At 64.0% G+C, this 23,799-nt stretch carries 22 protein-coding genes, 1 tRNA gene and 1 pseudogene; 7 read left to right on the top strand and 17 right to left on the bottom strand.

Features of this window, described 5'->3' with window-relative positions; genetic code table 11:
- Positions 1 to 26: 26 nt before the first annotated feature.
- A complete protein-coding gene (locus AC0L2O_RS32345; protein ID WP_473372622.1) occupies positions 27 to 1,757 on the bottom strand; it encodes a methyl-accepting chemotaxis protein in 1,731 nt (576 codons plus the stop codon).
- A gap of 141 nt (positions 1,758 to 1,898) precedes the next feature.
- On the opposite strand from AC0L2O_RS32345, the pseudogene AC0L2O_RS32340 reads away from it, so the two are divergent.
- Both AC0L2O_RS32340 and AC0L2O_RS32335 read left to right on the top strand, forming a co-directional pair.
- A pseudogene (locus AC0L2O_RS32340) lies at positions 1,899 to 2,455 on the top strand (FAD-binding domain-containing protein).
- A gap of 43 nt (positions 2,456 to 2,498) precedes the next feature.
- A complete protein-coding gene (locus tag AC0L2O_RS32335) occupies positions 2,499 to 2,822 on the top strand; it encodes a histone (RefSeq protein WP_409188291.1) in 324 nt (107 codons plus the stop codon).
- Between the two features lie 62 nt (positions 2,823 to 2,884).
- On the opposite strand, the gene AC0L2O_RS32330 is transcribed toward AC0L2O_RS32335, so the two are convergent.
- The 3 genes from AC0L2O_RS32330 to AC0L2O_RS32320 all read right to left on the bottom strand — a co-directional run bounded on the left by AC0L2O_RS32330 (position 2,885) and on the right by AC0L2O_RS32320 (position 5,163).
- On the bottom strand, positions 2,885 to 3,640 hold the full coding sequence (locus tag AC0L2O_RS32330; RefSeq protein ID WP_473372621.1) for a hypothetical protein: 756 nt from the start codon (positions 3,638 to 3,640) through the stop codon (positions 2,885 to 2,887).
- A gap of 95 nt (positions 3,641 to 3,735) precedes the next feature.
- A complete protein-coding gene (locus AC0L2O_RS32325) occupies positions 3,736 to 4,611 on the bottom strand; it encodes a DMT family transporter (RefSeq protein ID WP_473372620.1) in 876 nt (291 codons plus the stop codon).
- 105 nt (positions 4,612 to 4,716) lie between these two features.
- The gene (locus AC0L2O_RS32320) at positions 4,717 to 5,163 is read right to left on the bottom strand and encodes a hypothetical protein (RefSeq protein ID WP_369723161.1); all 447 of its coding nucleotides are present in this window, start codon (positions 5,161 to 5,163) and stop codon (positions 4,717 to 4,719) included.
- A gap of 296 nt (positions 5,164 to 5,459) precedes the next feature.
- On the opposite strand from AC0L2O_RS32320, the gene AC0L2O_RS32315 reads away from it, so the two are divergent.
- Positions 5,460 to 5,723 carry a hypothetical protein gene (locus AC0L2O_RS32315; RefSeq protein WP_409188290.1) on the top strand — a complete coding sequence of 88 codons (264 nt, stop codon included), beginning with the start codon at positions 5,460 to 5,462 and terminating at the stop codon, positions 5,721 to 5,723.
- A gap of 35 nt (positions 5,724 to 5,758) precedes the next feature.
- On the opposite strand, the gene AC0L2O_RS32310 is transcribed toward AC0L2O_RS32315, so the two are convergent.
- Entirely contained in the window at positions 5,759 to 6,220 is a 462-nt protein-coding gene (locus AC0L2O_RS32310) for a host attachment protein (RefSeq protein ID WP_369723159.1), read from the bottom strand.
- Between the two features lie 320 nt (positions 6,221 to 6,540).
- Here AC0L2O_RS32310 and AC0L2O_RS32305 point away from each other — a divergent pair, with 320 nt between their 5' ends.
- Positions 6,541 to 6,813 (top strand): hypothetical protein, encoded by a 273-nt coding sequence (locus AC0L2O_RS32305; RefSeq protein WP_473372619.1) that lies wholly within the window; start codon positions 6,541 to 6,543, stop codon positions 6,811 to 6,813.
- 456 nt (positions 6,814 to 7,269) lie between these two features.
- The gene (locus AC0L2O_RS32300; RefSeq protein WP_409188288.1) at positions 7,270 to 8,235 is read left to right on the top strand and encodes an AraC family transcriptional regulator; all 966 of its coding nucleotides are present in this window, start codon (positions 7,270 to 7,272) and stop codon (positions 8,233 to 8,235) included.
- Between the two features lie 58 nt (positions 8,236 to 8,293).
- Here AC0L2O_RS32300 and AC0L2O_RS32295 read toward each other — a convergent pair.
- From AC0L2O_RS32295 to AC0L2O_RS32285, 3 genes are all read right to left on the bottom strand, one after another.
- Positions 8,294 to 8,370, bottom strand: a tRNA-Arg gene (locus AC0L2O_RS32295).
- Between the two features lie 147 nt (positions 8,371 to 8,517).
- Positions 8,518 to 9,030 carry a hypothetical protein gene (locus AC0L2O_RS32290; protein WP_369723156.1) on the bottom strand — a complete coding sequence of 171 codons (513 nt, stop codon included), beginning with the start codon at positions 9,028 to 9,030 and terminating at the stop codon, positions 8,518 to 8,520.
- 156 nt (positions 9,031 to 9,186) lie between these two features.
- Positions 9,187 to 9,744 (bottom strand): hypothetical protein, encoded by a 558-nt coding sequence (locus tag AC0L2O_RS32285; RefSeq protein ID WP_473372618.1) that lies wholly within the window; start codon positions 9,742 to 9,744, stop codon positions 9,187 to 9,189.
- Between the two features lie 175 nt (positions 9,745 to 9,919).
- Between AC0L2O_RS32285 and AC0L2O_RS32280 the strand changes: the two genes are divergently transcribed.
- Positions 9,920 to 10,306 (top strand): VOC family protein, encoded by a 387-nt coding sequence (locus AC0L2O_RS32280; protein WP_409192855.1) that lies wholly within the window; start codon positions 9,920 to 9,922, stop codon positions 10,304 to 10,306.
- Between the two features lie 51 nt (positions 10,307 to 10,357).
- On the opposite strand, the gene AC0L2O_RS32275 is transcribed toward AC0L2O_RS32280, so the two are convergent.
- Entirely contained in the window at positions 10,358 to 10,855 is a 498-nt protein-coding gene (locus AC0L2O_RS32275) for a hypothetical protein (protein WP_409188286.1), read from the bottom strand.
- 262 nt (positions 10,856 to 11,117) lie between these two features.
- On the opposite strand from AC0L2O_RS32275, the gene AC0L2O_RS32270 reads away from it, so the two are divergent.
- The gene (locus AC0L2O_RS32270; RefSeq protein ID WP_369723152.1) at positions 11,118 to 11,468 is read left to right on the top strand and encodes a GrlR family regulatory protein; all 351 of its coding nucleotides are present in this window, start codon (positions 11,118 to 11,120) and stop codon (positions 11,466 to 11,468) included.
- A gap of 7 nt (positions 11,469 to 11,475) precedes the next feature.
- Here AC0L2O_RS32270 and AC0L2O_RS32265 read toward each other — a convergent pair whose 3' ends face one another.
- The 8 genes from AC0L2O_RS32265 to AC0L2O_RS32230 all read right to left on the bottom strand — a co-directional run bounded on the left by AC0L2O_RS32265 (position 11,476) and on the right by AC0L2O_RS32230 (position 23,784).
- Positions 11,476 to 14,163, bottom strand: coding sequence for a PAS domain S-box protein (locus AC0L2O_RS32265; RefSeq protein ID WP_473372617.1), 2,688 nt, complete (start codon positions 14,161 to 14,163; stop codon positions 11,476 to 11,478).
- Positions 14,164 to 14,333: 170 nt separating this feature from the next.
- Positions 14,334 to 15,149 (bottom strand): NUDIX hydrolase, encoded by an 816-nt coding sequence (locus AC0L2O_RS32260; protein WP_473372616.1) that lies wholly within the window; start codon positions 15,147 to 15,149, stop codon positions 14,334 to 14,336.
- A 4-nt stretch (positions 15,150 to 15,153) separates the two neighbouring features.
- Positions 15,154 to 16,107, bottom strand: a complete 954-nt coding sequence (locus AC0L2O_RS32255) for a dihydrodipicolinate synthase family protein (RefSeq protein WP_473372615.1) — start codon at positions 16,105 to 16,107, stop codon at positions 15,154 to 15,156.
- A 107-nt stretch (positions 16,108 to 16,214) separates the two neighbouring features.
- Positions 16,215 to 17,093, bottom strand: a complete 879-nt coding sequence (locus AC0L2O_RS32250) for an SDR family oxidoreductase (RefSeq protein WP_409188284.1) — start codon at positions 17,091 to 17,093, stop codon at positions 16,215 to 16,217.
- A 124-nt stretch (positions 17,094 to 17,217) separates the two neighbouring features.
- Complete coding sequence (locus tag AC0L2O_RS32245; protein ID WP_369723148.1) at positions 17,218 to 18,078, bottom strand: MaoC family dehydratase; 861 nt, start codon at positions 18,076 to 18,078, stop codon at positions 17,218 to 17,220.
- Between the two features lie 202 nt (positions 18,079 to 18,280).
- Positions 18,281 to 18,670 (bottom strand): Zn-ribbon domain-containing OB-fold protein, encoded by a 390-nt coding sequence (locus AC0L2O_RS32240; protein ID WP_473372614.1) that lies wholly within the window; start codon positions 18,668 to 18,670, stop codon positions 18,281 to 18,283.
- Positions 18,670 to 19,827 carry a thiolase domain-containing protein gene (locus AC0L2O_RS32235; protein ID WP_473372613.1) on the bottom strand — a complete coding sequence of 386 codons (1,158 nt, stop codon included), beginning with the start codon at positions 19,825 to 19,827 and terminating at the stop codon, positions 18,670 to 18,672. Before AC0L2O_RS32235 ends, AC0L2O_RS32240 begins: the two co-directional genes overlap by 1 nt.
- A gap of 465 nt (positions 19,828 to 20,292) precedes the next feature.
- On the bottom strand, positions 20,293 to 23,784 hold the full coding sequence (locus tag AC0L2O_RS32230) for an indolepyruvate ferredoxin oxidoreductase family protein (RefSeq protein ID WP_369723145.1): 3,492 nt from the start codon (positions 23,782 to 23,784) through the stop codon (positions 20,293 to 20,295).
- Positions 23,785 to 23,799 lie beyond the last annotated feature (15 nt).

Here is a 23,799-nt window from a genome sequence, read left to right as displayed (position 1 = left end):
GGAGACCGCGGTCATCACGATCTAGATCAAGCCGCACGCACGCGGTCGAGGAAGCCGTCGACCTCGGCCTTTAAATGCAGGCTCTCGCCCGACAGCGCCTGGGCCGAAGCAAACATCCGGCTCGAAGTCTCGCCGGTCTCGCTCGCACCCTTGGCGGCATGACGGACGTTGACGGCGACATCCGCCGTGCCGGACGCCGCGGCGCGAACGCTGGCTGCGATATTCTGAGTCGCGCTCCTCTGCTGCTCGACCGCAGCCGAGATCGAGCCCGCGATGCCGCTGATGCGCTCGATAGTCTGGCCGATCGCCTTGACGGCTGTGACCGACTCCTCGGTCGCGAGCTGCATGCTGGCGATCTGGTTCGAGATCTCGTCGGTCGCCTTGGCGGTCTGGCCGGCAAGCGTCTTGACCTCCTGGGCCACCACTGCGAAACCGCGGCCTGCATCGCCCGCCCGCGCCGCCTCGATGGTGGCGTTGAGCGCCAGCAGGTTGGTCTGCTCGGCGATCGAGGTGATCAGCTTGACGACGTCGCCGATGCGCGCGCCTGCCTCCGAGAGCTGCGCGATGCGCCGATCGGTGGCCTCGGCCTGTTGCACCGCCTCGGCGGAGATCGCGTTTGATTCCTGAACCCTGCGGGTGATCTCGGAGATCGATTGGGACAGCTCGTCGGAAGCTGAGGCCGCCGAGCGCACGTGGTCGGAGGCGGTCTCGGACGCGCCGGCCGACTGCGCCGACAGATCGGCGGTGGAGCGTGCGGTGTCGGTCAGTTGCCGCGCAACGCGCTCGAATTCGCCGGACGAGTGCAGCACCTCGTCGAGGATGCCGCCGACGCTGCCGCGGAACTCCTCGACGAAATTGCGCAAGTCGGCTTTGCGCTGCTCGACCGCGGCGGCGGAGGCCGCCGCCTGTTCGCTGCGCAGGCGCGCCCGCTCCAACGAATTGCTCTTGAACACCGCGACCGTGCGGGCGATCTCGCCAATCTCGTCGGCGCGGTCCTCGCAATCGATCGCGACGTCGCTCTCGCCATTGGCGAGCGCCGTCAGCGAGTGCGTGACCGAGGTGAGTGGCCGGGTAACACGACGGACGACCAGCATGGTGAGGATCAGGACCAGCAGCGCCGCGACGGCTGCCGCGACCGCCATGCTCGCGATCGCCTGGGCCAACATGCTCTCGAACTGCGCCATCGGGATGCCGACATAGAGGATGCCGGCGACCTTGCCGCTTGCATCTGCGATCGGGAGATAGGCGGTCATGAAAGTTTTGCCGAACAAGGTCGCCGGCCCTTTGTAGGCCTCGCCACGGCGCAGCAGGGCCTGCGCCGGATGGTCGGCGGCCAACTGGGTGCCAACCGCGCGCTCGCCATTCTCCTTTTTCACGTTGGTCGAGCGGCGGACGAACTGGCCGCTGGCGCCGTCAAACACAAACAGGGTCGCGGTGCCGCCGACATAGGACACCGCGCGATCGACGATGGCGTGATCCTTGAAGTCGGGCATTTTGGGAATCTCGGCGCGCGCCACAGCACCATCCTTCATGGTGATCCTGGCGTCGGAAGCAGTCTCGGCAAACGCGAGCGCCAGCGTGCGCAGATTGACCTCGATGTCGCGCAACGCGCGATCATTGATGGCTGTGGTGAGCGACCAATAGCCGGCGCCGACCACCAGCGCCGTATTCACGGCGATCAGCAGCACGGCGCACAGCACGGCCTTGGTGCCCAGCTTGAATTGCGGCAGGAATTTCGCCGTCGCGAGTTTGGACATGAATGGAATGACCCCCGTAATTCGTGCATATTCGTGCAATCGGCTTACGGTCGCATTAACGGCCTTCGCACTGCGACATGCTTTACAGATTGTAAACGAGGAGACTCCTGATCACGCCAAGCGAACCTTGCCACCGAAAACCTGCAAACCAGCTTCGATGACTTCCCCTGGAAAGCTGACACGCAGCCGCTCGCCGCCTGGCAGCGCGGGCGCACAGGCTATCCGATCGTCGATGCCGGCCTGCGCGAGCTCTGGCACACCGGCGTCATGCATAACGAGTCCGGATGGTCGTCGCCTCCTTCCTGGTCAAGCACCTCCTGATCGCCTGGCGCGAGGGTGAAAGCTGGTTCTGGGACACGCTGGTCGATGCCGGCAGCAATCCTGCCAATTGGCAGTGGGTCGCCGGCTGCGGCGCTGACGCCGCGCCTTACTTCCGCATCTTCAATCCGATGCTTCAGGGTGAGACGTTCGACCCTGATGGAGCCTATGTCCGGCGCTGGGTGCCGGAACAAGGAGCTGCCGGCGAAGCTCATTCACCAGCCCTGGCAAGCAACGCCGATCGAGCTGGCGAGTGCCGGCATTACCCTCGGCAAAACCTATCCGCGGCCGATCGTCGATCATGCCGAGAGGCGCGAGCGTGCGTTGACCGCCTACGCCAAGATCCGCAAAGGTTGAGCACTGCTTTGACACAATTTTGAAACCCGCTATCGTCGTCGCACCATTCAAACATTGGGGGACGATATGGACGACGACAAGCCGATCACCGAACAAGCGATGGAGACGATCACCACCGCCGTTGAAGCGACCAAGGACGCCGCAGTCACTGCCGTCAAGAAGGTCAGGAAGGCCACCAAGAAGACCGCGAAGAAAGTAGCGCCGAAGAAGGCGAAGGCTTCCAAAAAGAAGGCCAAGAAGACAACGAAGAAAGCCGCAAAGAAGTCGGCGAAGAAGACAGCCAAGAAGAGCGTGAAGAAGGCCGCCAAAAAAGGCGCCAAGAAAGCTCCGAAGAAAGCTCCGAAGAAAGCCGCCAAGTCGAAAAAGAAGGCCAGCAAGGCCAAGCGCTGACCGCAATTTCGAGCGGGTCTCCGGGTGCGGCGCGCGCCCGGAGATCATCCTCCGCTGTGGCCCTACGCTCCCCGTTTGGATGCGCGCCGGCCCGGATGATGGACCCCTTGCGGATCGCGAAATTCGCTGCGATGGCCGCGCCGGTCTTCTTTCGCGAAGCGCCGCCGCTTCTCGGGTGACCCAAACGCCCTGATCACCTTCCGGCCGTTGACCTTCTTGATGAGATAGCCGCCCTCGGTCATCGAGAACGGCTCCTTTAGCGTCCCCTTGTGGTCGAATTTGGTGCCGCGGGGATGCTTGAACGGCTCGAACCAGGATGGATAGACGAAGTTCGACATCGGAAAGCCGCTGACCACGAAGGAATCCTCCTCGACGGCGTCGCAGACCTCATAGGCATATTGCGTGTGGCGATTCTTGTCGGCCCACAGATTGGCCATGGGATCGAGCACCATCTCGAACAGCTCGTGCGAGGCCGCGACGCTGACCGGCTCGTCACCCAGCGCCTTGACGAAGATCTTCGAGATCGGCTGTCCCCGATGTGTCAGCTCATGGCGTCCGAGCATGTTCTTGTGCGAAGCGTCGTCGAAATAGACGAGCTGCCAATCGGTCCGCTTCGGCTTGCGGGTGACGTAGAGCTCGACCGGATAGCCCCACACCGGCAGGAAATGCTCGTCGTAGCATTTCTGGAGCGCCGCGGTGAGCTTGCCCATCGTTCGGTCGTCGATCTCCCCCCCGGCGTAGTTGATGCAGGCGATCCGAACCGGCTTGGTGGACCTGCCGAGCAGTGCGCGCCCGACGCTCTTTTTGGCCTTCTTCATGGAAGTCACCGTGCCGAAAAGGAAGCTGAAATGCGACGAGCCTAGCACGACGCGCCGCGCACGTCAGGGATGCATATCGAGGGCCGAACCTCGATCTAAGAGCGTCGGTTCACCACAAACACCGCGGCCGCGCAGATCGCCATGCCGGCGATCGCCAGCGCGTCGAGCTTCTCGTCGAAAAGCAGATAGGCCATCAGCGCCGTGACGGCGGGCACCAGATAGAACAGGCTCGCGACCGAGGTCGCCGCGGCGTGGCGGATCAGCCAATACAGCAGCCCGATCGATCCGATCGAGAGCGCCACGGCGAGCCAACCGAGCGCCAGCACGAACTCGCGCGTCCAATGCACCACGCGATCTTCGAACAGGAAGGCTCCGGCCGCGAAGAAGACGGTGACGGCCACATATTGCACGAGGTTGCCGGCGCGCCAGTCGATCTGGTTGCAGTAGCGCCGCTGATAAAGCGTGCCGAGCGTGATGCTGATCAGTGAGACCACGGAGGCGAGCCAACCGATCCCGGCCTCGCCGGTCATGGGGCGGTTGTGCAGGATCATCACCACGCCGCCAAGGCCGAGCAGAAGCCCGGACCATTGCACCGGCGTCACCTTCTCGCCGAGCCAGCGATTGGCGATGGTCGAGGTCAGGATGGGCTGAAGCCCTGGAATGAGCGCGGAGAGGCCCGCCGGAATCGAGTGCGCGATCGCGATCGCGGTGCCGCCGAGATAAAAGCCGTGGACAAGAATGCCGGCGACCGCGCTGTGGGCGATGCCGGTGCGATCAGGCCATTTCGGGCGGGCAATGGCTGCGATGATCGCCATCAGGCCGACCACCACCGCCATGCGGATGGCGAGATAGGTCAAGGGATCGGCATTGTTGACGACGTATTTGGTGCCGATGAATCCGGTGCTCCAGAGCACCACAAACAGGACCGGCGCCGCCCGCGCGGTCAGGGAGGGGTCTTGATTTTGATTCATTGCCGCCCTCAATGCCCGACCAAGGGCGATGCGGCAACGCGAATTTCCGGCTGTTGAATGTTGCGGCGCATGATCGACCACGCGCGCGGCGGCTGGATCAGCCGCTCACCATTCGTCCGGACAGGGATCGATGATCTTCCAGAGCTCGACACCGTTCTTGATCTTCTTCATGTCGGTGGTCAGCCCGCCATTGCGGCGGATCCAGTCCTTCACCGTATCAGGATAATAGGACATCAGGTCCGACGTCCCTTCCGAGCTGGTGACCTTGATGCCGAAGGTGAAGGCCTTGTCGTAATAGGCCTGGTGGAAGCCGAGGCTCGCGCGCGGCGTCACGCAGATCTTGTTCATCGGCACGATGCCGAGCACCAGGGTGCAGGCCGAGTTGCAGATGCCATCGATGATGACGCGCTCGCCTTTTTCGCGAACGCGCTTGTACTTGGCCTTGTACTCCTCGACGTAGCCGCCGTGGTCGCGGGTGATGTGCAGCTCCGCCCGCGCTGGCGTGGCGGCCGCGACGAAGAACAACAGCAGGCTGAGGAGCGTGATGCGCATGGCAGCGTGTCGGCGAAAACCTTGCGAGGAACGAACCGGCCTGAACAGCACCCCAAAGGCCCGGCGGGAGGAATCTTTGACCGAATTCTCTTTGGCCATACTTGTGTGGGGAATTCGTTAAGCATCCCGAAAAGGCCAAAAATGGGCGGATCGCGCCCCCCGGCTCCGGCATTTCGGCCACACCCGCCCGGGAATCCGCGGGATGAGCCCCCGTTTACGGCCTCTGGATGGGTGCCCACCCCGCCCAAAATGGCTATAAGGAACCGACCTCTAAGCGTGGGTTCCGGAGAATCGAGATGAGCAAGCTGAAACTTGTTGCCGCGGTTGCTGCCCTGTCGGCCGCAATCCTAGCCCCCGGCCTCGCGGAGGCACGGGTGCATCACCGGTACCATCACCACTACACCAATCCGCTGCCCTACCCGATCAGCTATGTGCACAATTACGGCCCCGGGCTCACCGCCGGCACCTTCGCCTATTACGACGGCCCTTCGACCAATCACTGCTACCAGAGCGCCGCCGCCTATGTCGGCCAGGACCGTCGCCGGCACCCCTGTTACTGAGTGGCGCCGACGGCGTGCCCCTACGGGCGGGCGCCTTAGCCGGCGGCCCCCGACAGCAGCAATTGCTTCTCGATTTCGTAGACCGGCAGCTTGACGAGGTCCTTGCCGACCTCGCCTCGAAGCGCTTTGCGCACCGCGTCCGAATAATCCATACGGATCATGCCCAGCGCGCGCGGCGAGGCCACCATGGTCAGGGCTGAGGTCTCGCCTGAGCTGAGCGCGATGTCGAGCCGTCCTGCGAGGCCACGCAGGAAGGCCCGCTCGGCCTCATCATGCCAGTCGGTCTGCTCGAGTGCGCTCCGGGCGCCGCCGACCGCCGCATGCAGCCTGCCGGGTGCATCAGTCCCTTGTGCGGCCGTGGCGGGATTGGCCTGTTCGTGGACCTCCCTGGTGTGAAGGTTCGGAAACATCTCGTCGCCGAGATTTTCCAGGATGAGCGCCTTGCGGCCGTCGCACACGATGAGCCAGTCGCCCTTGTCGATCCTCATCTTGTTCATTGCACTGCTCCAAACAATCTGTGAGGCCGGCCGGACATGCGCTTCGAATGCCAGGAAAGGCGGCCTATCGCGACAAGACTAAATTGGAAGCGGGCCGTGTAAATTGCGCAGGATCAAAGGATGGCGGCGACGATCCGGAAGGCTGCAGCGCTGGCCCTGGCATTGGCGATCGGCGCAAACCCGGGATAGCTTGGCGGCGCTGGATCAGGGCTGCGGCGGATGGCTGGCGGTTTGTTCATCAGCGTTACATTTTGAGTCCGCCACAATTTGATCAGAACATCTTCGATAACTGTATTGCGTAAGCAGAGGAAGAAGACATCATGAAGTTGAAGATTGGCCTCGTCGCCGCGTCCCTGTTGGGTGCCCTCGCGGCATCGCCGGTGGCGTCCGCCATGCCTATTGCGCCTGCACCTGCGACACCGCAGGCCGGCAACGTCGAGCAGGTCCGGATGGTCTGCAATGCCTGGGGACGCTGCTGGTGGCGTCCGAACTATGCCTACGGCTACGGCTATGGTCCCGGATATTATGCGCCGCCGCGCTATTACGCACCGCGTCCGCGCTATTACGGCTATCACGGCTATCGCCGCTGGTGAGATCTGAAGGGGCCCTTGAGGCCCCTTCGCTTTTTAGAGAAGCGTGTTGCGTGGGCGCGCGTCGGAGGGGTGGGCGGGGAGCGTCCAAAACTGATCTAGATCAAAGATTAAATTCGTCGTGCCGTCATTCTGCACCGATGGCTGATTTGATCGTTTTCCAATGCCCTCAGACGGGTATGAACGTGCAGACGCATCTCGAGAAGCAGCAAAGACAGGAAGGGCGGAGCTTTGAGGCGTTTGCCTGTCCCGCCTGCACGCGCCTCCATTTCATCGACCTCGCCTCCGGTCAACCGATGAGTCGAGAACGTTGATGGTAGCCTCAATCCGACGTCCCCATGAGATGATAACAGTAATACTACGGACCGGTATCCCGTTTACTGAATCGCGATGTTTGGTCATTGATGGGACTGCACTGCCGCTCATTTCATTGTCACATTTCAATTTCCGGCCAGACAAATGTTCTTCGACGCTCTCGCCCCGTCTTCCGCGCTCCAGCTGATCAAGTTCGCCGACGTCGACGCGTTTCGGCCGGTGGAGTCGATCGAACATGCCCGGAGCATTCCTCTCGATGTCACCAACTTCGCGGCGGCGCGGGCAATCGTCAGCCTGCCGGCGTGCCAGATCGTGGTGGCGAGATCATTTGCGCGCATCCTCGATACCGCGTATCGCGCGCCGGGCGGCATGGTGATCCTGCCGATGAGCGACGATCTGCGAGCGAGTTCGAACGGGATCAGTCTCGACTCACGCTTTTTCCTGGCGTTGCGCGGTAACGATGATTGCCATTTCGTCGAGTTTCAAACCAATTATCACGCGCTGATCATCTTCTCGCCCGCTCTGAGGGATCGCGGGTGGTTCGATCGGGCCGACACATTGTGGACCAGCATCGGCGAGGGCACTGCTCTGCTCCACGCGCGACAGCTTGTGCTCGACATACTGCGCACCGCGTCCGTGGAGCCCCGCATGTTCGAAGCCACGGATGTCGCCGCGCATCTCCAGGAGGGCCTGCTGCTCGCGATGGACGACCTGTTCCACATTGATCCGCGGTCGAATCGCAGCGCCTCGATTGCGGGCGCGCGATCCGCCAGGCTCGTGCAGCGGATCGACGATTTCGTGACGGCCTATCCGACCGCACCGATCTACACGGCGAATCTCGCCAACGAATTCGGCGTTTCAATTCGGACACTAAGCGGCGCCTTGACCAAGGTGCGTGGCATGAGCCTGCATCGGTACATCCGCTTGAAGCGGCTGTGGGCCACCCGAGCGCGCCTGCTCAGAGGCGGCGGCACGACGGTCGCGACTTGCGCGCGTGCTCAGGGCTTTCATCATCTGGGCGAATTTGCCGCGGCTTACCGCGCGACCTTCCACGAGACCCCCTCGGAGACGCTGGCGCGAGGCCGGCAGACCAGCCTTCGGGCCACCTAGCGGCTCGCGCATAGGGCGCCCGTCGAAGCCTTCAGGACCCGATGCGCATACTCGCAAATGGCGCGCTCGGAAGGATTCGAACCTCCGACCCTCGGAATCGAAATCCGATGCTCTATCCAGCTGAGCTACGAGCGCCTGACCGCGTGTTGGGCCACAACCGAAATACCCCGGGTCATCGCTGGCAAGCCAGTGCACCGGGGCATTCGGATGGCTTCGAATTAGCAGAGAGGTGGGACAATAAAAAGCCCCAGCCGCCCTCCTGGGGCGGATCAGACCCCTTCTTCACCAGGTCATGTCGAACAGACCGAAATGCGGCTGCTGTGCCACCAGCATCATCGGCTGGCCGCGCTGCGGGGCCAGATGCGTCCTGGCCACCTTGCGCCTCGGTTGGGCCGGAGCGTGGACCTGCGACACCTGGACCTGGGGTTCCGGCTTGGCGTCGGCCTTCTTGGCTGAGGACGCATCGGCCTTCCCCCCGGCAGGGGTGAACTGGGCGAAGGTCTCGCGCACCCGCGCCTTCGCCGACATCTCGGCCAGCTTGTCCGCCTGCGCCGGCGGCTCGGGCGCCGCGACGGCAGCCGTCCTCACCACCGGCGCTGCGATCGTCGGCTGAGTGGTGTCGAGCACGATACGATCAGGCAGATGGCGATCGGACCGAATCCGGATCAACGGCTGGTCATAGCCTGCTGTCGCGACGGCCTGCGCAACCGGCGGCGCCGGCCAAACGAAATCCGCGGCGAACAACAGTGCGAGCAGCGCTCCACCGACGAACATGAAATAGCGAAAGATGGGCATTGACCGCGCTCCGCCCCCGCATCCGCGCGGGCTCTTCGCCTTAACAGGCGATCTTTTAGTTTGTTCCTGCCCCCTGCCCGATGGTTCAAATGGCAACGCCAAGTTTTTTGACCAAGAGGCAGGGACGGTAACTTTTCCGCTAGTGAAACGCGGCCTTTACGCACGCCGCGCCGTGACCAGCGAACACTTGGCCTGATCGGCATTCACATTGACGAAGCCGACGGGAACGCGGGCAAAGGTCTTGCGGCTCTTCATACCCACGGTGTCGGCCAGCACGCGGCTGCGGTCGGTCAGATGGCTGCCGTCACGCCGCGCAAAGGCGCAGACGATCTCGACATCCTTTACGGCATAGTCGTTGTCATTTCGTACGGTGAAGGTCACCAGGGCCTTCGAACCGAGCCCGCCGCGGCGCCAGGTCTGCGAGGAGATTCTGAGCCGGTCGAGCCCCACGGGCTCCGCAGCGGAAGTCTCCGACGCCGTTGCCGTGGCAGTCGGATCAATCGTTGCGAGCGCCAAACTCACCGGCTCGGTTTGCCCGACATTGCCTTCGGAGGGCGGCATGAGAATCGAGACGGCGCAGCCGGTGATGATCGCGGCCAGCAGCCACAGCAGGCCGCGCTTGAGCCAGATGCTTGGTGCAGGCGCGGTCCGTGACAAATCCTCGCCCTTATTGACGCGGCTTCCCATTCCGATCCGGCCAAACCTTGCGTTCATGGGTGCATCACCGAATGCCGGCCAGGGCATCTTCTCAATCCGCGGGACGAACTAAGGTTCCCGCGGGCGAGCGAATCGCGGGTAAGACGCATGGTGGCGATCACCGGTCCGGATCGCTAATATGCGCTGCAACGCCGCCAATATCCGTTGGCAAGACCGTTGGGAGGAAGTTGAAATGCCGTTCGCCGTCACTTGGGATCACGTCCATCTGCGCAGCCCCGATCCGGAAGCTACGGCGGCCTGGCTGCGGGATATCCTCGGCGGCGAGATCGTGCGCGCACCGGGGCGGATCGACGTGCAGCTCGGCGGCGCAAAGATCTTCATCGCGCCGGTGGAGGGCGACAATGTGGTCAGCCCGCCGCCGCTGCATCCGCATCAGGGCCTCGACCATTTCGGGCTCACGGTGAAGGACATCGATGCCGTCGCAGCCGAGATCAAGGCCAAGGGCGTCGTCTTCACGCGCGAGCCGACCACGCTCCGGCCGGGCGTCCGCGTGTGCTTCATCCGCGGTCCCGAAGGCATCTCCATCGAGCTGCTCGAGCGCGACAAGAAGTACACTTGAGACGGCACGGCCGCATCGAGCGCCACCGAGACCGGGCGAGCTGTTGCCCGGTCAGGTCATGCTTCCGGGCATAAAGCATCGGATCGCGACGCCCATGTAGCCGTAGATCGGCCAAACCATGGTGCGCCCCACCCGGTTCGGCTCCGAGATCACGGCCTCCTCGGGGACGTCGACCCAGACCAGCTCTTGCTGCTGGCCTTCGCGCATGTAGCCATAGCGCGGGACGCGGACGCGATAGTGCCCGTCCTTGCTCTCCCAATCGGAGTCCGAGATCGCCGAGCCGTCGGCATCGGAGCAGCATGGCCCCTTGCCGCTGCGCAGACTGTCGAACCAGGCCTTCAATTCGGCACTGGTGTTGACGAACTGGCCCCGATCGCGCGCGTGCCCGAACGGGGCAGCAAGCGCAATCAGCAGCAAGGTACAGCCGAACCTTGTCATGGTTCGCCTGCGTGTCGCGTGGCGAATTCGCCGTTGTCGTCTTTCGCAATTGGTGGGACGCGCACTGTACAGACGCGGCTCATGGCCGCCGGAATCGATCCAGTTGGTCACGTTTGTCTTGCTCCAGCACCCCGCGGCCAGTGCAACAATGGTTATGCATTTCGCGGGCCAACTCTGATTCGGAACGACTGGCCGCGCCACATGATGAAACCGTCATATCCGCGCCACAGGCAAGACGGGACAATTACGGCTCGCGTGATTGGGTGCTGGCTTAGCGGCCGGCAAACTGCCGCGTTGCACGAGGGATTGCGCTTTGGCATAAAAGCCTCACCGGTTACGCCGTTGGGCGGCGGCGGCCGGCCTGCGGGACCTGATGAAGAACGGCCTCTATTCGATTCACGTGACCCTGCTCGATGGTCGAGCCGGCAAGGGCAGCGGCGTGATTGTTTTCCGCGACGGCAAGATTGTCGGCGGCGACGCCTATCTCTATTACACCGGCAGCTACACGGCGAAGGACAACACCTTCAAGGGTGAGGTGCTGGTGCAGCGGCACACCTCCCCGCGCGGCGACGACAATCCTCTGTTCGGCGGGCCTGCGGCAGTCGGCATCGGCGTCAGCGGCACCTTCACCGATACGCGCGCGGACATGACGGGCACGGCGCTCGTCGGCAAGGCCAGCCAGATCTTTGGCGCCACGCTGCACAAGCTCGCAGACGTCGACTGAGCGCGAGCTATTCCGCCGCTTGCTCGAGCGGCGCTGTGCGCGGCAGAATCATCTGGATCCGCGTACCGCGGCCCGGCTCGGAATCGAGATCGAGCCGCCCGCCCAGCCGGTTGGTGACGATGCTGTAAACGATGTGCAGCCCCAGACCGGTGCCGCCCTGGTCGCGCCGCGTCGTGAAGAACGGATCGAACGCGCGGCGACGCACGTCGAGGCTCATGCCGCAGCCATTGTCGGCGACGATGATCTCGACATTGTCCTTGCCGGACTCGCGCACCTGGATGTCGATGATGCCGGGCCGCCCGTCCGGGAACGCGTGCGCCACCGAGTTGAGGAACAAATTGGTCAGCACCTGCCCATACGGACCGGGATAGCTGTTCATGGTGAGATTGGGCTGGCAATCGACATTGAGCGTCAGGTTCTGCTTGCGCAGCCCCGGGCGCAGGCTCATCACCACCTGCTCGGTAAGGTCGGCGAGATCGAAACTGCGCTGGTCCGAATAGTTGCGATCGGCTGCGACCTGCTTGAACGACTGGATCAGCTCGGCAGCGCGGTTGAGATTGGAGACAAGCTGCGAGGATGCGTCGCGGCTGGTGTTGAGATAGTCGTTGAGCGTCGAGCGGCGGAGTTCGCCGCGCTCGACCTCGGCGCTGAATATCGCAGTCTTGCGCTCGAGCGCGGAGGCAACCGTCAGGCTGATGCCGACGGGATTGTTGACCTCATGCGCGACGCCGGCGACGAGACGACCGAGAGCGGCGAGCTTCTCCGCCTCGATCAGCGAGGCCTGGGTCTCGCGCAAATTGCGCAACGCCGTCTCGGCGGCATCCTTCGCCTTCCGCATCTCCTGCTCGCCGCGCTTGCGCTCGCCAATGTCGAGCGCCACGGTGACGATCCGCTCGATCTCGCCTTCGGCATCGAGCAGCGGCAGCTTGTTGACGAGCCATTGCCGCATGTCGCCGGAAGCGTCCTTGTACTCTTCCTCATAGAAGCCGAGACCTTTCCGGAAACTGAGCACGCGCTTGTCGTTCTCGTCAGTCTTGGCCGCGCCATAGCGCGACATCAGGTCCGCCGTGGTGCGGCCGAGCGCGTCGCCCGGCTCGATGCCGAAGATACCCGCCATGTAGCGGTTCATCAGCACATAGCGCAGCTCGCGGTCCTTGACGTTGATGACGGCGGGCACGGTGTCGATGACCTGCTGGAGCAGGCGCCGGCCTTCGGCGATGGCGTCTTCCGCCCGCTTCTGGTCGGTGATGTCACGCAGCGTGCCCTCGTAGCGCACGATCTGGCCCTGCTCGTCCCGCACCCCAGTCGCGCTGTCGGAGAGCCAGAGGATGTTGCCGCCGCGCTGACGCACCTGGTATTCGAACTCGCGCACCATGCCGTCGCGATGCATCAGCCGCTGGTATTCGGCGCGCGCCTCGGGATCGACGTAGATGGTGTGGGCGATGTCGTTGATGCTGTCGATCAAATACTCCGGGCTGTCATAGCCCATCATCCGCGCCAGCGCCGGATTGGCGTTGAGGAGATCGCCCGAGGGCGTCGTGACGTAGATGCCGTCGACCGAGCCCTCGAACAGCTTGCGATAGCTTTCTTCGGCCAGCCGCTGCTCGGTGAGCGCGCGCACCGCCGCCTCGCGCGCGGTGTCCGCCTCGTCGAGCGCGCGGCGGAACACTTCGGCAGCGCGCGCGATGTCGCCGATCTCGTTGTCGACGTCGGCGGACGGAATCGAGGTATCCTTCTCGCCCGCCGCAAGGGCGCGAATGGAGCGCGCGATCTGAGCCAGCGGACGCACCGTCCGCCGCACCACGAAGCCGGCTGCGAGAATGCCGATCAACACGCCCATGCTGCCGAGCACGATGCTCTGCCACCGCGCCTCAGTCAGCGTGCGGGCGAAGTCGCGCGACAGCACATGGCCGCGCCGCGCACTGACTTCGCGCAGCAATTCGGTGACGCGCCCGATCAGCCGGCCCTCGGTTCCCAGGACCTCGCGATCGATATCGGCGATCTGCCGCTCGCGGACGGCGACGGCAATGATGGCGTCGGCGTAATTGTCGACGGCGATCTTCAGCGCGGCATCGGCGGTAGCCATCGTCCGCATGCTCTGCGCGGCCTGCTCGGCAGCAGACGGGTTGCGCGCGAGCAGCCCCAGCGCGATCCGGCTTTGCGCTTCCGATAGGCGGGAGGCGAGCTCGCGGTCCGCAGCACCCGCGACCGCCGCGTCGAACTGGTCGCGCAGCGGCGGCAAGCCAGCGAGCAATTGCGCGCGGCGGTCGATCAGAGTGGAGATCCGCTCCAGCCCGCTGCGATAGGTCGCAAGCCGCTCCGTAACCCCGTCGATCATGTCCTGTTGCTCGGGCGCGAGCTCGATGCGGGTTTTCTTCAGGATGTCGCTGAGGGTCGCGGCGGCCTCGCCGACCTGCTTGAACTGGATGCCGGCGCCGGGATCAGTGACGAAGTCGCGCGCCGCAAGGCGCAGTTCGTTCATGCGGCGGTCGATATCCTCGGCGAGGTCGCCGACGCTCTGGAGCCGCTGCAACTCGGCAAAGGTCGTGTCGATGTGGCGGATCGCGATCACGCTCGCGGTCGAGGTGACCATGATCACCAGCAGCACCAACAGAAAGCTGCCGAACGTCAACTGGCCGATGGAGAGCGAAAAAATTCGCTTTTTCTCAGGGGTCGGCGTCAATTCGGCGGACATTGGTTTGTTTTAAGGACCGGGCTGTCGGGAGCTCAATATACGACGTATTGCGGCCCCGGGGGAACATGCCTCCCGGCTCGGAATATCGTTAAAATTGCGGTCCGTCGCCCTCCTCCGCCCGAATCCGGGCGGTCGGGCTCAAGGTCTGCTCGAGGAAAGCAACGCCGACGTCAGCCGATCGCCCCGACCTCGAACACCTCGCCGTCATAGCCGGCCTCACGCGGGATGCGGAGCTGGCGGCCGCTTTCGGTCTTGGTCATGACAGGCATCACCGTCACGACGGACATGCCGCGGGCGTGCTCGAGCGCGGCACTCACGCTGCCCTGCTTGGCCAACCGGATCAGGTTGCGCGTCGTCGGGAACGGCAGCTTGAAGCGGCCGCTGTCGCCGCCCTCTACCGCCTCGCGCGGCGAGACCCAGATCGAGTCGGTGGACTCCCTGCCGTCATGGGCGCCGAGCTGGTCGGGCGGCGCCGCGGCAAGGAAGAACCAGGTGTCGAACCGCTTCGGCATGCCCTCCGGCGTGATCCAGTGCGCGTAAGGCACCAGCGTGTCGAGCGCAAGCTGGAGGCCGTTGTCGGCGAGGATATCCAGGAAGCCGATCTTGTGCTCGTTGAGCGCGACACGATGCGCGTCCGCAATCTCGCCGGCGCGCTTGGCATCAACAGCCGCACCCGAATGCTTCGACCGCGCCAGCAGGATGCCGCTCTCCTCAAACGTCTCGCGGATCGCGGCAATACGAAAACCGCAGTCCGCTTCGCTCAAGCCCTCGCTGCCCGAATACAGGTCGGCTCGCTTGACGATCTCCTGATCGCCGGCATCGACGCTGCCACCGGGGAACACCAGCGCACCCGAGTTGAACTCGATCTGATGATGGCGAACCATCATGAAGACCTCGATTTCGCCGCGGCTCTTGCCGTCGACATCCGCGCCGTCGCGGAGCAGGAGGATCGTCGAAGCTGGGCGCGATGCTGCCATCTCGGCCATGCAACTAACCTGCGGCGCTGGATTGCGGCTGGAGATTGGCGCGTTTGTCGGTCTTCGCCACGCGTGAGAGCAGATAGTCGACCTCCGCCTTCGCCGCCGGCGTGATCGTCGCGCCGGGCTTGCGCTGCGCGCTCGAGGCGATGACGCCGCGCTTCTGCAGCACGTATTTGCGCACGGCAAGCCCGGCGCCTGGCTGCTGCTCGTAGCGGATCAGCGGCAGATGCGCGTCGAACAGATCATGCGCGGCGTCACGCTTGCCGTCCTTCGACAGGCGCACGACGTCGATCAGAAGCTCGGGGAACGCGTACCCGGTCATGGCGCCGTCCGCCCCGCGTTCCATCTCGAAGTCGAGGAACAGCCCGCCATTGCCGCAGAGGATCGACAGCGGACGAAGCGAGCCGTCCTTCTGGAAACCGCGCAGGGTCGAGATCTTCTCGAGGCCCGGCCAGTCCTCGTGCTTGAGCATCACGCAGTTCGGATTGTCTGTGACGATCTTGCGGATGACTGCGGGCGTGAACACCACCGAGAGTGTCAGCGGATAGTCCTGCAGCACCCAGGGCACGTCGGGGCCGATGGCCTCCGCCGCCTGCTTGTAATAGCCGACGATCTGGTCGTCGGTGCGGAGCGAGGGCGGCGGCGCGATCATCACGCCGGCGGCGCCCGCATCCATCGAGGCCCGCGCCAGCGCACGCATGGTGGCAAAGCCCGGCGCGGAGACGCCGACGATCACCTGCATTGTCTTGGCGCGCTTGACGAAGCGAATGGCGACCTGCTCGGCCTCGGCGGCATCGAGCTTCGGCGCCTCGCCAAGGATGCCCAGCACCGTGACACCATCGCAGCCGACCTCTTCGTAGAACTCGGTGAGGCGGTCGATCGAACGCTCGTCGATCCGGCCATCATCGTGGAACGGCGTCGGCGCGATTGCGAAGGTGCCCTTGGCGTCGGCGGTGAGTTTCATTAGTCCTCTATCCTCTTGTTCGTCATTCCGGGACGATGCGTTAGCATCGGACCCGGAATCTCGAGGTCCCGGGTTCGCGCGCTGCGCGCCCCCGGGACGACCATGGCCTAAAACCGCCGCGCGCCCATCTTGATCTGTTCCTCGGAGAAGAAGATCTCTTTGGCATGATCAGCGATGTCCTGGGCCTTCCAGCCCGTATGCGGCGGTTTCCAGCCTTCCATTTCCATCATCCGCATTTCGCGCACGCCGCGGGGCCCGGACACGCCCAGCACCTTGCCGGTCTGGTCGCCCGACAAGTCGCTGACCATGTATAGCACGGCCGGCGCGATGCCGTCCGGCCCCAGCGCCGCACCTGGGTTCTCCTTGTAGCGGGGCAGGTCTGCGGTCATGCGGGTCAGCGCGCCCGGGGCCAGCGTCCAGATCCGGATGTTGTACTTGCGGCCCTCGATCGCCAGCACATTGGACAGGCCCCAGATGCCTCCCTTGGCTGCGCCATAGTTGCTCTGGCCGAAATTGCCGATCAGGCCCGAGGTCGAGGAGGTGTTGACGATGACGCCGCCACCGTTTTCCCGCATCCAGCGAAACACCGGCATGGTGCAACAGAAGGTGCCCTTCAGATGCACCTTGATGACCTTGTCCCAATCGGCTTCGGAGGCCTTGGCGAAGGTTTGGTCGCGCAGGATGCCGGCGTTGTTGACGAGGATGTCGGCGCGGCCAAAGTGCTTGATGGCGTCGTCGAACAGGGACTGGCCGCCCTCCATGCTGGAAATGTCGTCGCCGTTGGCGACCGCCTTGCCGCCTTCGGCCTTGATTGCGTCGACCACGCGCTGGGCCATCGAGGTGTCGGCGCCGGAGCCATCGCGGGGGCCGCCGAGGTCGTTGACCACGACGGATGCCCCTTCCCGCGCGAACAGTTTTGCGTAGGCCTCACCGAGCCCTCCGCCCGCGCCGGTGATCAGCGCAACCTTGCCATCGAGCAATCCCATGGTGGCTTCTCCCTGTTTTTGTTGTTGTCATTCCGGGGCAGCGCGCAGCGCTGAACCCGGAATCCAGAGGTGTAGCGCGAGATTCCGGGTTCGCGCTTCGCGCGCCCCGGAATGACAGCGAAGGCTAACCCAACACCGTCTTGCCGTTCTTGATCACGGTGACGCCGCGCGACTTCACCTTGGCTTCGAACGAGATCACGTTGCCGTCCTTCCAGAGGTCCATGGTCACGGTCTCGCCGGGATAGACCGGCGAGGAGAACCGCGCGACGTGCTGACGGAAGGCCGACGCATCGTAATCGGCATAGGTCTGGAGCACGCCGCGGCAGGTGATGCCGTAGGTGCACATGCCGTGCAGGATCGGCCGCGGGAAGCCGGCCTTCCTGGCGAACTCGGGATCTGAGTGCAGCGGGTTGCGGTCGCCGCAGAGGCGATAGATCAATGCCTGGTCGGGACGAGTGGTGATGTCGATCGTCTTGTCAGGCGACCGCGACGGGATCTTGTGCGGGTCGGGCTGGGTCAGGCTCGGTCCGCCAAAGCCGCCGTCGCCGCGGGCGAAGCGCGAAGCCACTAAGGTTGCCAGCTTCTCGCCCTTCTCGTTCTTCAGCACGGTCTGATGGCTGATGATGACGCCCTTGTCCTTGCCCTTGTCGTAGACTTCGATCACCGAAGAGTCGGCGGTGATATGCGCGGCCACCGGCAGCGGCTGGTGGAAGGTGATATCGCGTTCACCGTCGACCACCATGACGCGGTTGAGGTTCATCTCGCCCGGCCCTGCGCCCCACGCCGCGACGGAGGCGAAGGTCGGCACCACCTTCAGCGGCCGCGGCGTCAGCGTGCCCTCGTTGACGAAGGCGAGCTCGTTCTCGTCCATCGGATCGGCGCCGAGCCCGATGCCGTAGGCATAAAGCATCACATCGCGATCGGTGTAGGCGTATTTCTGGCCGGTGTTTTTGAGGGCCTTGAGTTCTTCGTATCTGGCGGACATTTTGTTTGTTTCCTCTCGGACGTCTCTGCGCCGCTGCCAGTCGAAGTGCCCTCTCCCCCTGTGGGAGAGGGCCGCGAGAGCCGTGCGGCAAACTCGTTTGGGTGAGGGGTTGGTTCCGCAGCGAGACTCCTCGTGCAGAGCGATACCCCTCATCCGGCGCTTCGCGCCACCTTCTTCCACAAGGGGAGAAGGAAGAAAGCAACTACACCGGCGTGAAGAACGGCAGCGGTGCGCCATCGGTCGGCTTGAACACCACCTTCACCTTCTGACCGATCTTCAGCGCCGTCAGATCGCAATCGACAAAGTTGGTCTGAAGCGAAGGACCCTCCTTCAGCGTGACGTAGCCGATCGCATAAGGACCAGTCGGCGACTTCCGCATCAGGCTATAGGTGTAGATCGTGCCCTCGCCCGAACTCTCCTCCCACACCGTCTTCTCGGAGTAGCAGAACGGGCAGATCGCGCGCGGGAAGTAATGCGCTTCTCCGCAGGCGGTGCAGCGCTTGATCATGAACTTGCCGGCCTTCGCGGCCTCCCAGAACGCAGCCGTCTCCGGATTCGTCACGGGAGCTGGATATTTCTTCGCTTCACTCATCACACGCGCTCCAGAATGGCCGTCGAGGCGGCGTGGCGGACGCCGAGAAGGCCGCCGGTGCCGTGGGCGATGGCGAGATCGCAGTTCTTGACCTGCACCTTCGGATGCGCCTCGCCGCGCAACTGCCGCACGGCCTCGAGGATCTTGGTCATGCCGCCGCGGTTGACCGGATGGTTGCTGCACAGGCCACCACCGTCGGTGTTGAACGGCAGCTTGCCGACGCCCGAGATCAGGTTGCCGTCAGCGACGAACTTGCCGCCCTCGCCCTTCTTGCAGAAGCCGAGGTCCTCGAGCTGCATCAACACCGTGATGGTGAAGCTGTCGTAAATCGAGGCGTATTTGATGTCCTTCGGCGTGATGCCGGCTTCCTCGAACGCTCGCGGCCCGGACCAGATGCCGGCTGAGTAAGTAAGGTCGAGGTCCTTGCCGCCGCGCGGGCCCTTCATCGCCTCGCCATGGCCGATCAGCTTGACCAGCGGCTTCTTCAGGCTCTTCGCGATCTCGGGCGTGGTCACGATCAGCGCGCCGCCGCCGTCGGAGACTACGCAGCAATCCATCCGGTGCAGCGGATCGGAGATCATCGGCGAGTTCAGGACGTCCTCGACGGTGACGACGTCCTTGAGCATCGCATGCGGATTGTATTGCGCGTGATGCGAGGCTGCGACCTTGATCCAGGCGAGTTGCTCTGAGGTGGTGCCATAGTCGTGCATGTGGCGCATGGCACACATGCCATAGGCATTGTGGGTGGTCGCGCCGTAAGCGGTCTCGAAATCGGCTTCCGCGCCGGCGGCGCGCGGCGGCATTGCCCCGGTGCGCGGCTTGCCGGCGAGCGTGATCAGCGCGATCGAGCACTTGCCCGCCGCGATCGCCTCCGCGGCATGACCGAGATGGATGATGTAGGAACAGCCGCCGGTTTCGGTGGAATCGACGTGGCGGAGCTTTTTGGTGTTCAGCCCGAGATAATCCACCATCGGCCAAGCGCCGCCCGGGGCATCACCGGCGCAGAAATAGCCGTCGACGTCGTCCTTGCTGATCCCGGCATCCTCGATCGCGCCCTTGGCGACCTCGGCGTGGAGCTGCGCGGTGGATTTGTCCGCCGCATGCCGGGTCGGGTGTTCAAAAATCCCGGCAATGTAGGCCTTGCCCTTGATGGTCAAATAAGGTCTCCGCTGGCGTTTCTCACTTCCGGTTTTTTCTGAACCGCCGCTGCGCTGTTGGCAAGCGCGGAAATATTCCGTCGGGCGAGAGGGCAGTGGGTTGGCGCAAATCGCCGCTGCATCATCCCAAGATGCGGTGGAAGGGCCCTGCTGCCGCAGTCGTCATTGCGAGCGCAGCGACAGGAATCTTTCCGCGGATGCATTTCTGGATTGCTTCGCTCCGCTCGCGATGACGGGAACGGCGGGCAGAATCCTAAAGGTGTTTTGCCCGACGACACAAGCGATTTTCGTTTTGCCGAAGCAACTCGATTTCGTGAAAACAACCCCATGCACAGTAGAGCGGGGATTGATTTCAAACAGGAATTCGTAGGGTGGGCAAAGCGAAGCGTGCCCACCTCTTCTGATTCAATTCTCGTGAGATGGTGGGCACCGCGCTTTGCGCCTTTGCCCACCCTACGAGACCGGCTACTCCGCCGCGATCTGCCTCGGTGCGGGCGGCGGGTTGGCCAGATCGGCGGCGAGTTGGGCGTAGCGGGCCTTGGCGTCCGCAACCGCCTTCTCCTTTACCGGGCCGTAGCCGCGGATGCGGTCGGGCAGCGACAGCAGTTCGACCGCAGTGTCGATCGTGAGCGGCGACAGCAGGACGAGCACGGTGGCGACGTCCTTCTCGTAACCGACGATCAGGTCGCGCTCGAGCTTGCGGTCGGCGCTATAGCCGAAGATATCGAGCGGCGTGCCACGCAGGAACTTGAGCTTGGCCAGCACGCCGAACACACCGAGCATCCACGGCCCGAAGGCGCGCTTCTTCGGACGACCGAGCGCGTCGACGCCGCTGCTGAGGATCGGCGGGGCGAGATTGAAGTTGAACTTGAAGTCGCCCTCAAACTGGTCCCGGAGCTGCTTTTCGAAGGCGCCGTCGGTGAAGAGGCGCGCGACTTCGTATTCGTCCTTGTAGGCCAGCAGCTTTGCGTAGTTGATCGCCACCGCGCGCGGCAGTGCATCGCCATAGCCGCCCTTGACCGCGGCGTCACGGACCTGGTCGACCAGCTTTCGATAGCTTTTTGCGAGGCGGCCGTTCTGATAGGCGGTGAGATGCTTTGCGCGGTGCTCGATGATCTCGTCCAACGTCATGGCGTCCAAAGATTTGGGCGCGACGACCTCGTCCGTTCCCTTCAGCATGCCGGCGAGCCGGACTGGGTCGGCGACCGCGAGGCGGCCGAGGCGGAAAGCCTCCTTGTTCATCTTGATGGAGACGCCGTTGACCTCGATCGCCTGCTCGATCGAGTCGGCCGACAAGGGCAAGAGACCCTTCTGATAGGCGTAGCCCATCATCATCATGTTGGTGGCAATGCTGTCGCCGAGCAGCTGCTCGGCCGGCTTGGTGAAGTCGAAGAACACCGAATCCTTGTGCAGAGCGGTTTCCAAAAGCCCGTCCAGCTTGCGGGTCTGAAAGTTGAAATCGCGATTGAGGACGAAGTCGGCGGTCGGAATCACGTGGCTGTTGATGATGCCGCGGGTGCGGCTGCTGTCGCAGAGCGAGATGGTGTCCTTGGCGACCGCGACCACCTCGTCGGCGGCGAGCACGACATCGGCCGTGCCGGTGACGATGCGCGAGCAGGTCACTTCGGCCGGATGATCGGACAGCCGCACGTGACTCAGCACCGCGCCACCTTTCTGCGCGAGACCCGACATGTCGAGGATCATCGAGGCCTTGCCCTCGATATGGGCGGCCATGCCCAGCAGCGCGCCGATCGTCAGCACGCCGGTCCCGCCGACGCCGCCGACCGCGATGTTGTAGGGCCGCTCCAGCGTCGGCCGCGACGCCGGCTCCGGCAGATCGCCGATGTCGCCGACGCCCGCCGGCGCGCGCTTGCGCATCTGGCCGCCGTCGATGGTGACGAAGGACGGGCAAAATCCTTTGACGCAGGAATAGTCCTTGTTGCAGCTCGACTGGTTGATGGCGCGCTTGCGCCCCATCTCCGTTTCCAGGGGCTCGACCGAAATGCAGTTGGATTGCACCGAGCAGTCGCCGCAGCCTTCGCACACCGCCGGGTTGATGAGCACGCGGCGCGCCGGATCCTCCAGCGTGCCGCGCTTGCGGCGGCGGCGCTTTTCGGCGGCACAGGTCTGCACGAACACGATCGCGGACGCGCCCTTGACCTTGCGCAGCGTCTTCTGGACCGCGTCGAGCTCGTCGCGATGCGCGGTCTTGACGCCCGGCGCGATCTCGTTGGCGGGATAGGCGTCTGGATTTTCCGAAACGAGATAGATCTCGCGGATGCCTTCGCTGTGGAGCTGGAAGGTGATCTGCTGCGGCGACAATTCGCCGTCGACATGCTGGCCGCCGGTCATCGCGGTCGCGTCGTTATAGAGGATCTTGTAGGTGATGTTGGCGCCCGAGGCGATCGCCTGGCGGATCGCAAGGCTGCCGGAGTGGAAATACGTGCCGTCGCCGAGGTTGGCGAACACGTGCTCTTCCTTGGTGAAGGGCGCCACGCCGACCCACGGCACGCCCTCGCCGCCCATATGGGTGAAGGTCTCGGTCGAGCGATCCATCCACAGCGCCATGAAGTGGCAGCCGATGCCGGCAAAAGCGCGGCTGCCTTCGGGCACCTTGGTCGAGGTGTTATGCGGGCAGCCGGAGCAGAAATACGGAGTGCGGGAGACAGGCGCAGTCGCCTGCATTTGCGTGGCCTGGCGACCGTTGAACCAGTCGGCCTTGGCGCGCAGCATGGCTGCGATTTCGGGATTGAGGTCAAGTCGAAGCAGGCGCTCGGTCAGCGAGCTGGCCAGGGAGGCGACGCTGAGTTCTTCGGCAAAGGGGAGGAAGCGCTTGTCGTGATCGTCCATCTTGCCGATGATGCGGGGACGGACATCGTCGCGCCAGTTGAACAGCTCCTGCTTGACCTGGTTCTCGACGATCTCGCGGCGCTCTTCGATGATGAAGATTTCCTCGAGCCCTACGGCGAATTGCCTGACGCCTTCCGGCTCCAGCGGCCACGGCATGCCGATCTTGTACAATCGAAGCCCGATCTTGGCGGCGACCTCGGGTGTGATGCCGAGCTCGCGCAACGCCTGCCGCACGTCCTCATAGCTCTTGCCGGATGCCATGATGCCGTAGCGGGCGTTCGGCGAATCCATCGTGACGCGGTTGACCCTGTTGGCACGTGCGAACGCGATCGCGGCAAAGCCCTTGTAGTCCTGGAGCCGGCGGTCCTGGGCAAAGCGGTCGTCGGGCCAGCGCAGATTGAGGCCACCCTCCGGCATCTCGAAATCGGTGGGAATCACGAACGGCGTCATCTCGTCGGTGAGGTCGATCTCGGCGGTGGTCTCCACCGTCTCGGTGATCACCTTCATGCCGACCCAGCAGCCGGAGTAGCGCGACATGGCGATGCCGAGCAGGCCCATCTCGATCATCTCGTGGATGCTGGACGGATAGAGATAGGGCATCAGCGCCGACATGAAGGCATGGTCGGACTGATGCGGAACGGTGGACGATTTTGCGCCGTGGTCGTCGCCGGCGAGACACAACACGCCGCCGTTCTTGGCCGAGCCGGCCGCATTGCCGTGGCGGAAGACGTCGCCGCAGCGGTCGACGCCGGGGCCCTTGCCGTACCAGATGCCGACCACGCCGTCGTATTTGGCGCCGGGCGAGAGGTTGAGCTGCTGCGAGCCCCAGACCGCGGTCGCGGCCAAATCCTCGTTTACGCCAGGCTGGAACTTGATGTTGTGTTGCTCGAGGTGCTTGCGGGCGGCGAAGAGCTGCTGGTCGTAGCCGCCGAGCGGTGAGCCGCGGTAGCCGGAGATGAAGCCCGCGGTGTTGAGGCCACTGGCACGGTCGCGCCGGATCTGGGCCATGGGCAGGCGAACCAGCGCCTGGATGCCCGTGGTGAAGACGTGACCGGTCTGCTGGGTATATTTCTGATCGAGACTGATCGGACCCTGGTTGATGCCCATCGTTGTCCTCTTCCG

The organism is Bradyrhizobium sp. Kon10 (assembly GCF_055807395.1).
Note: the sequence above shows the minus strand (reverse complement) of the source record. Positions and strands in the feature narration are given on the sequence as shown.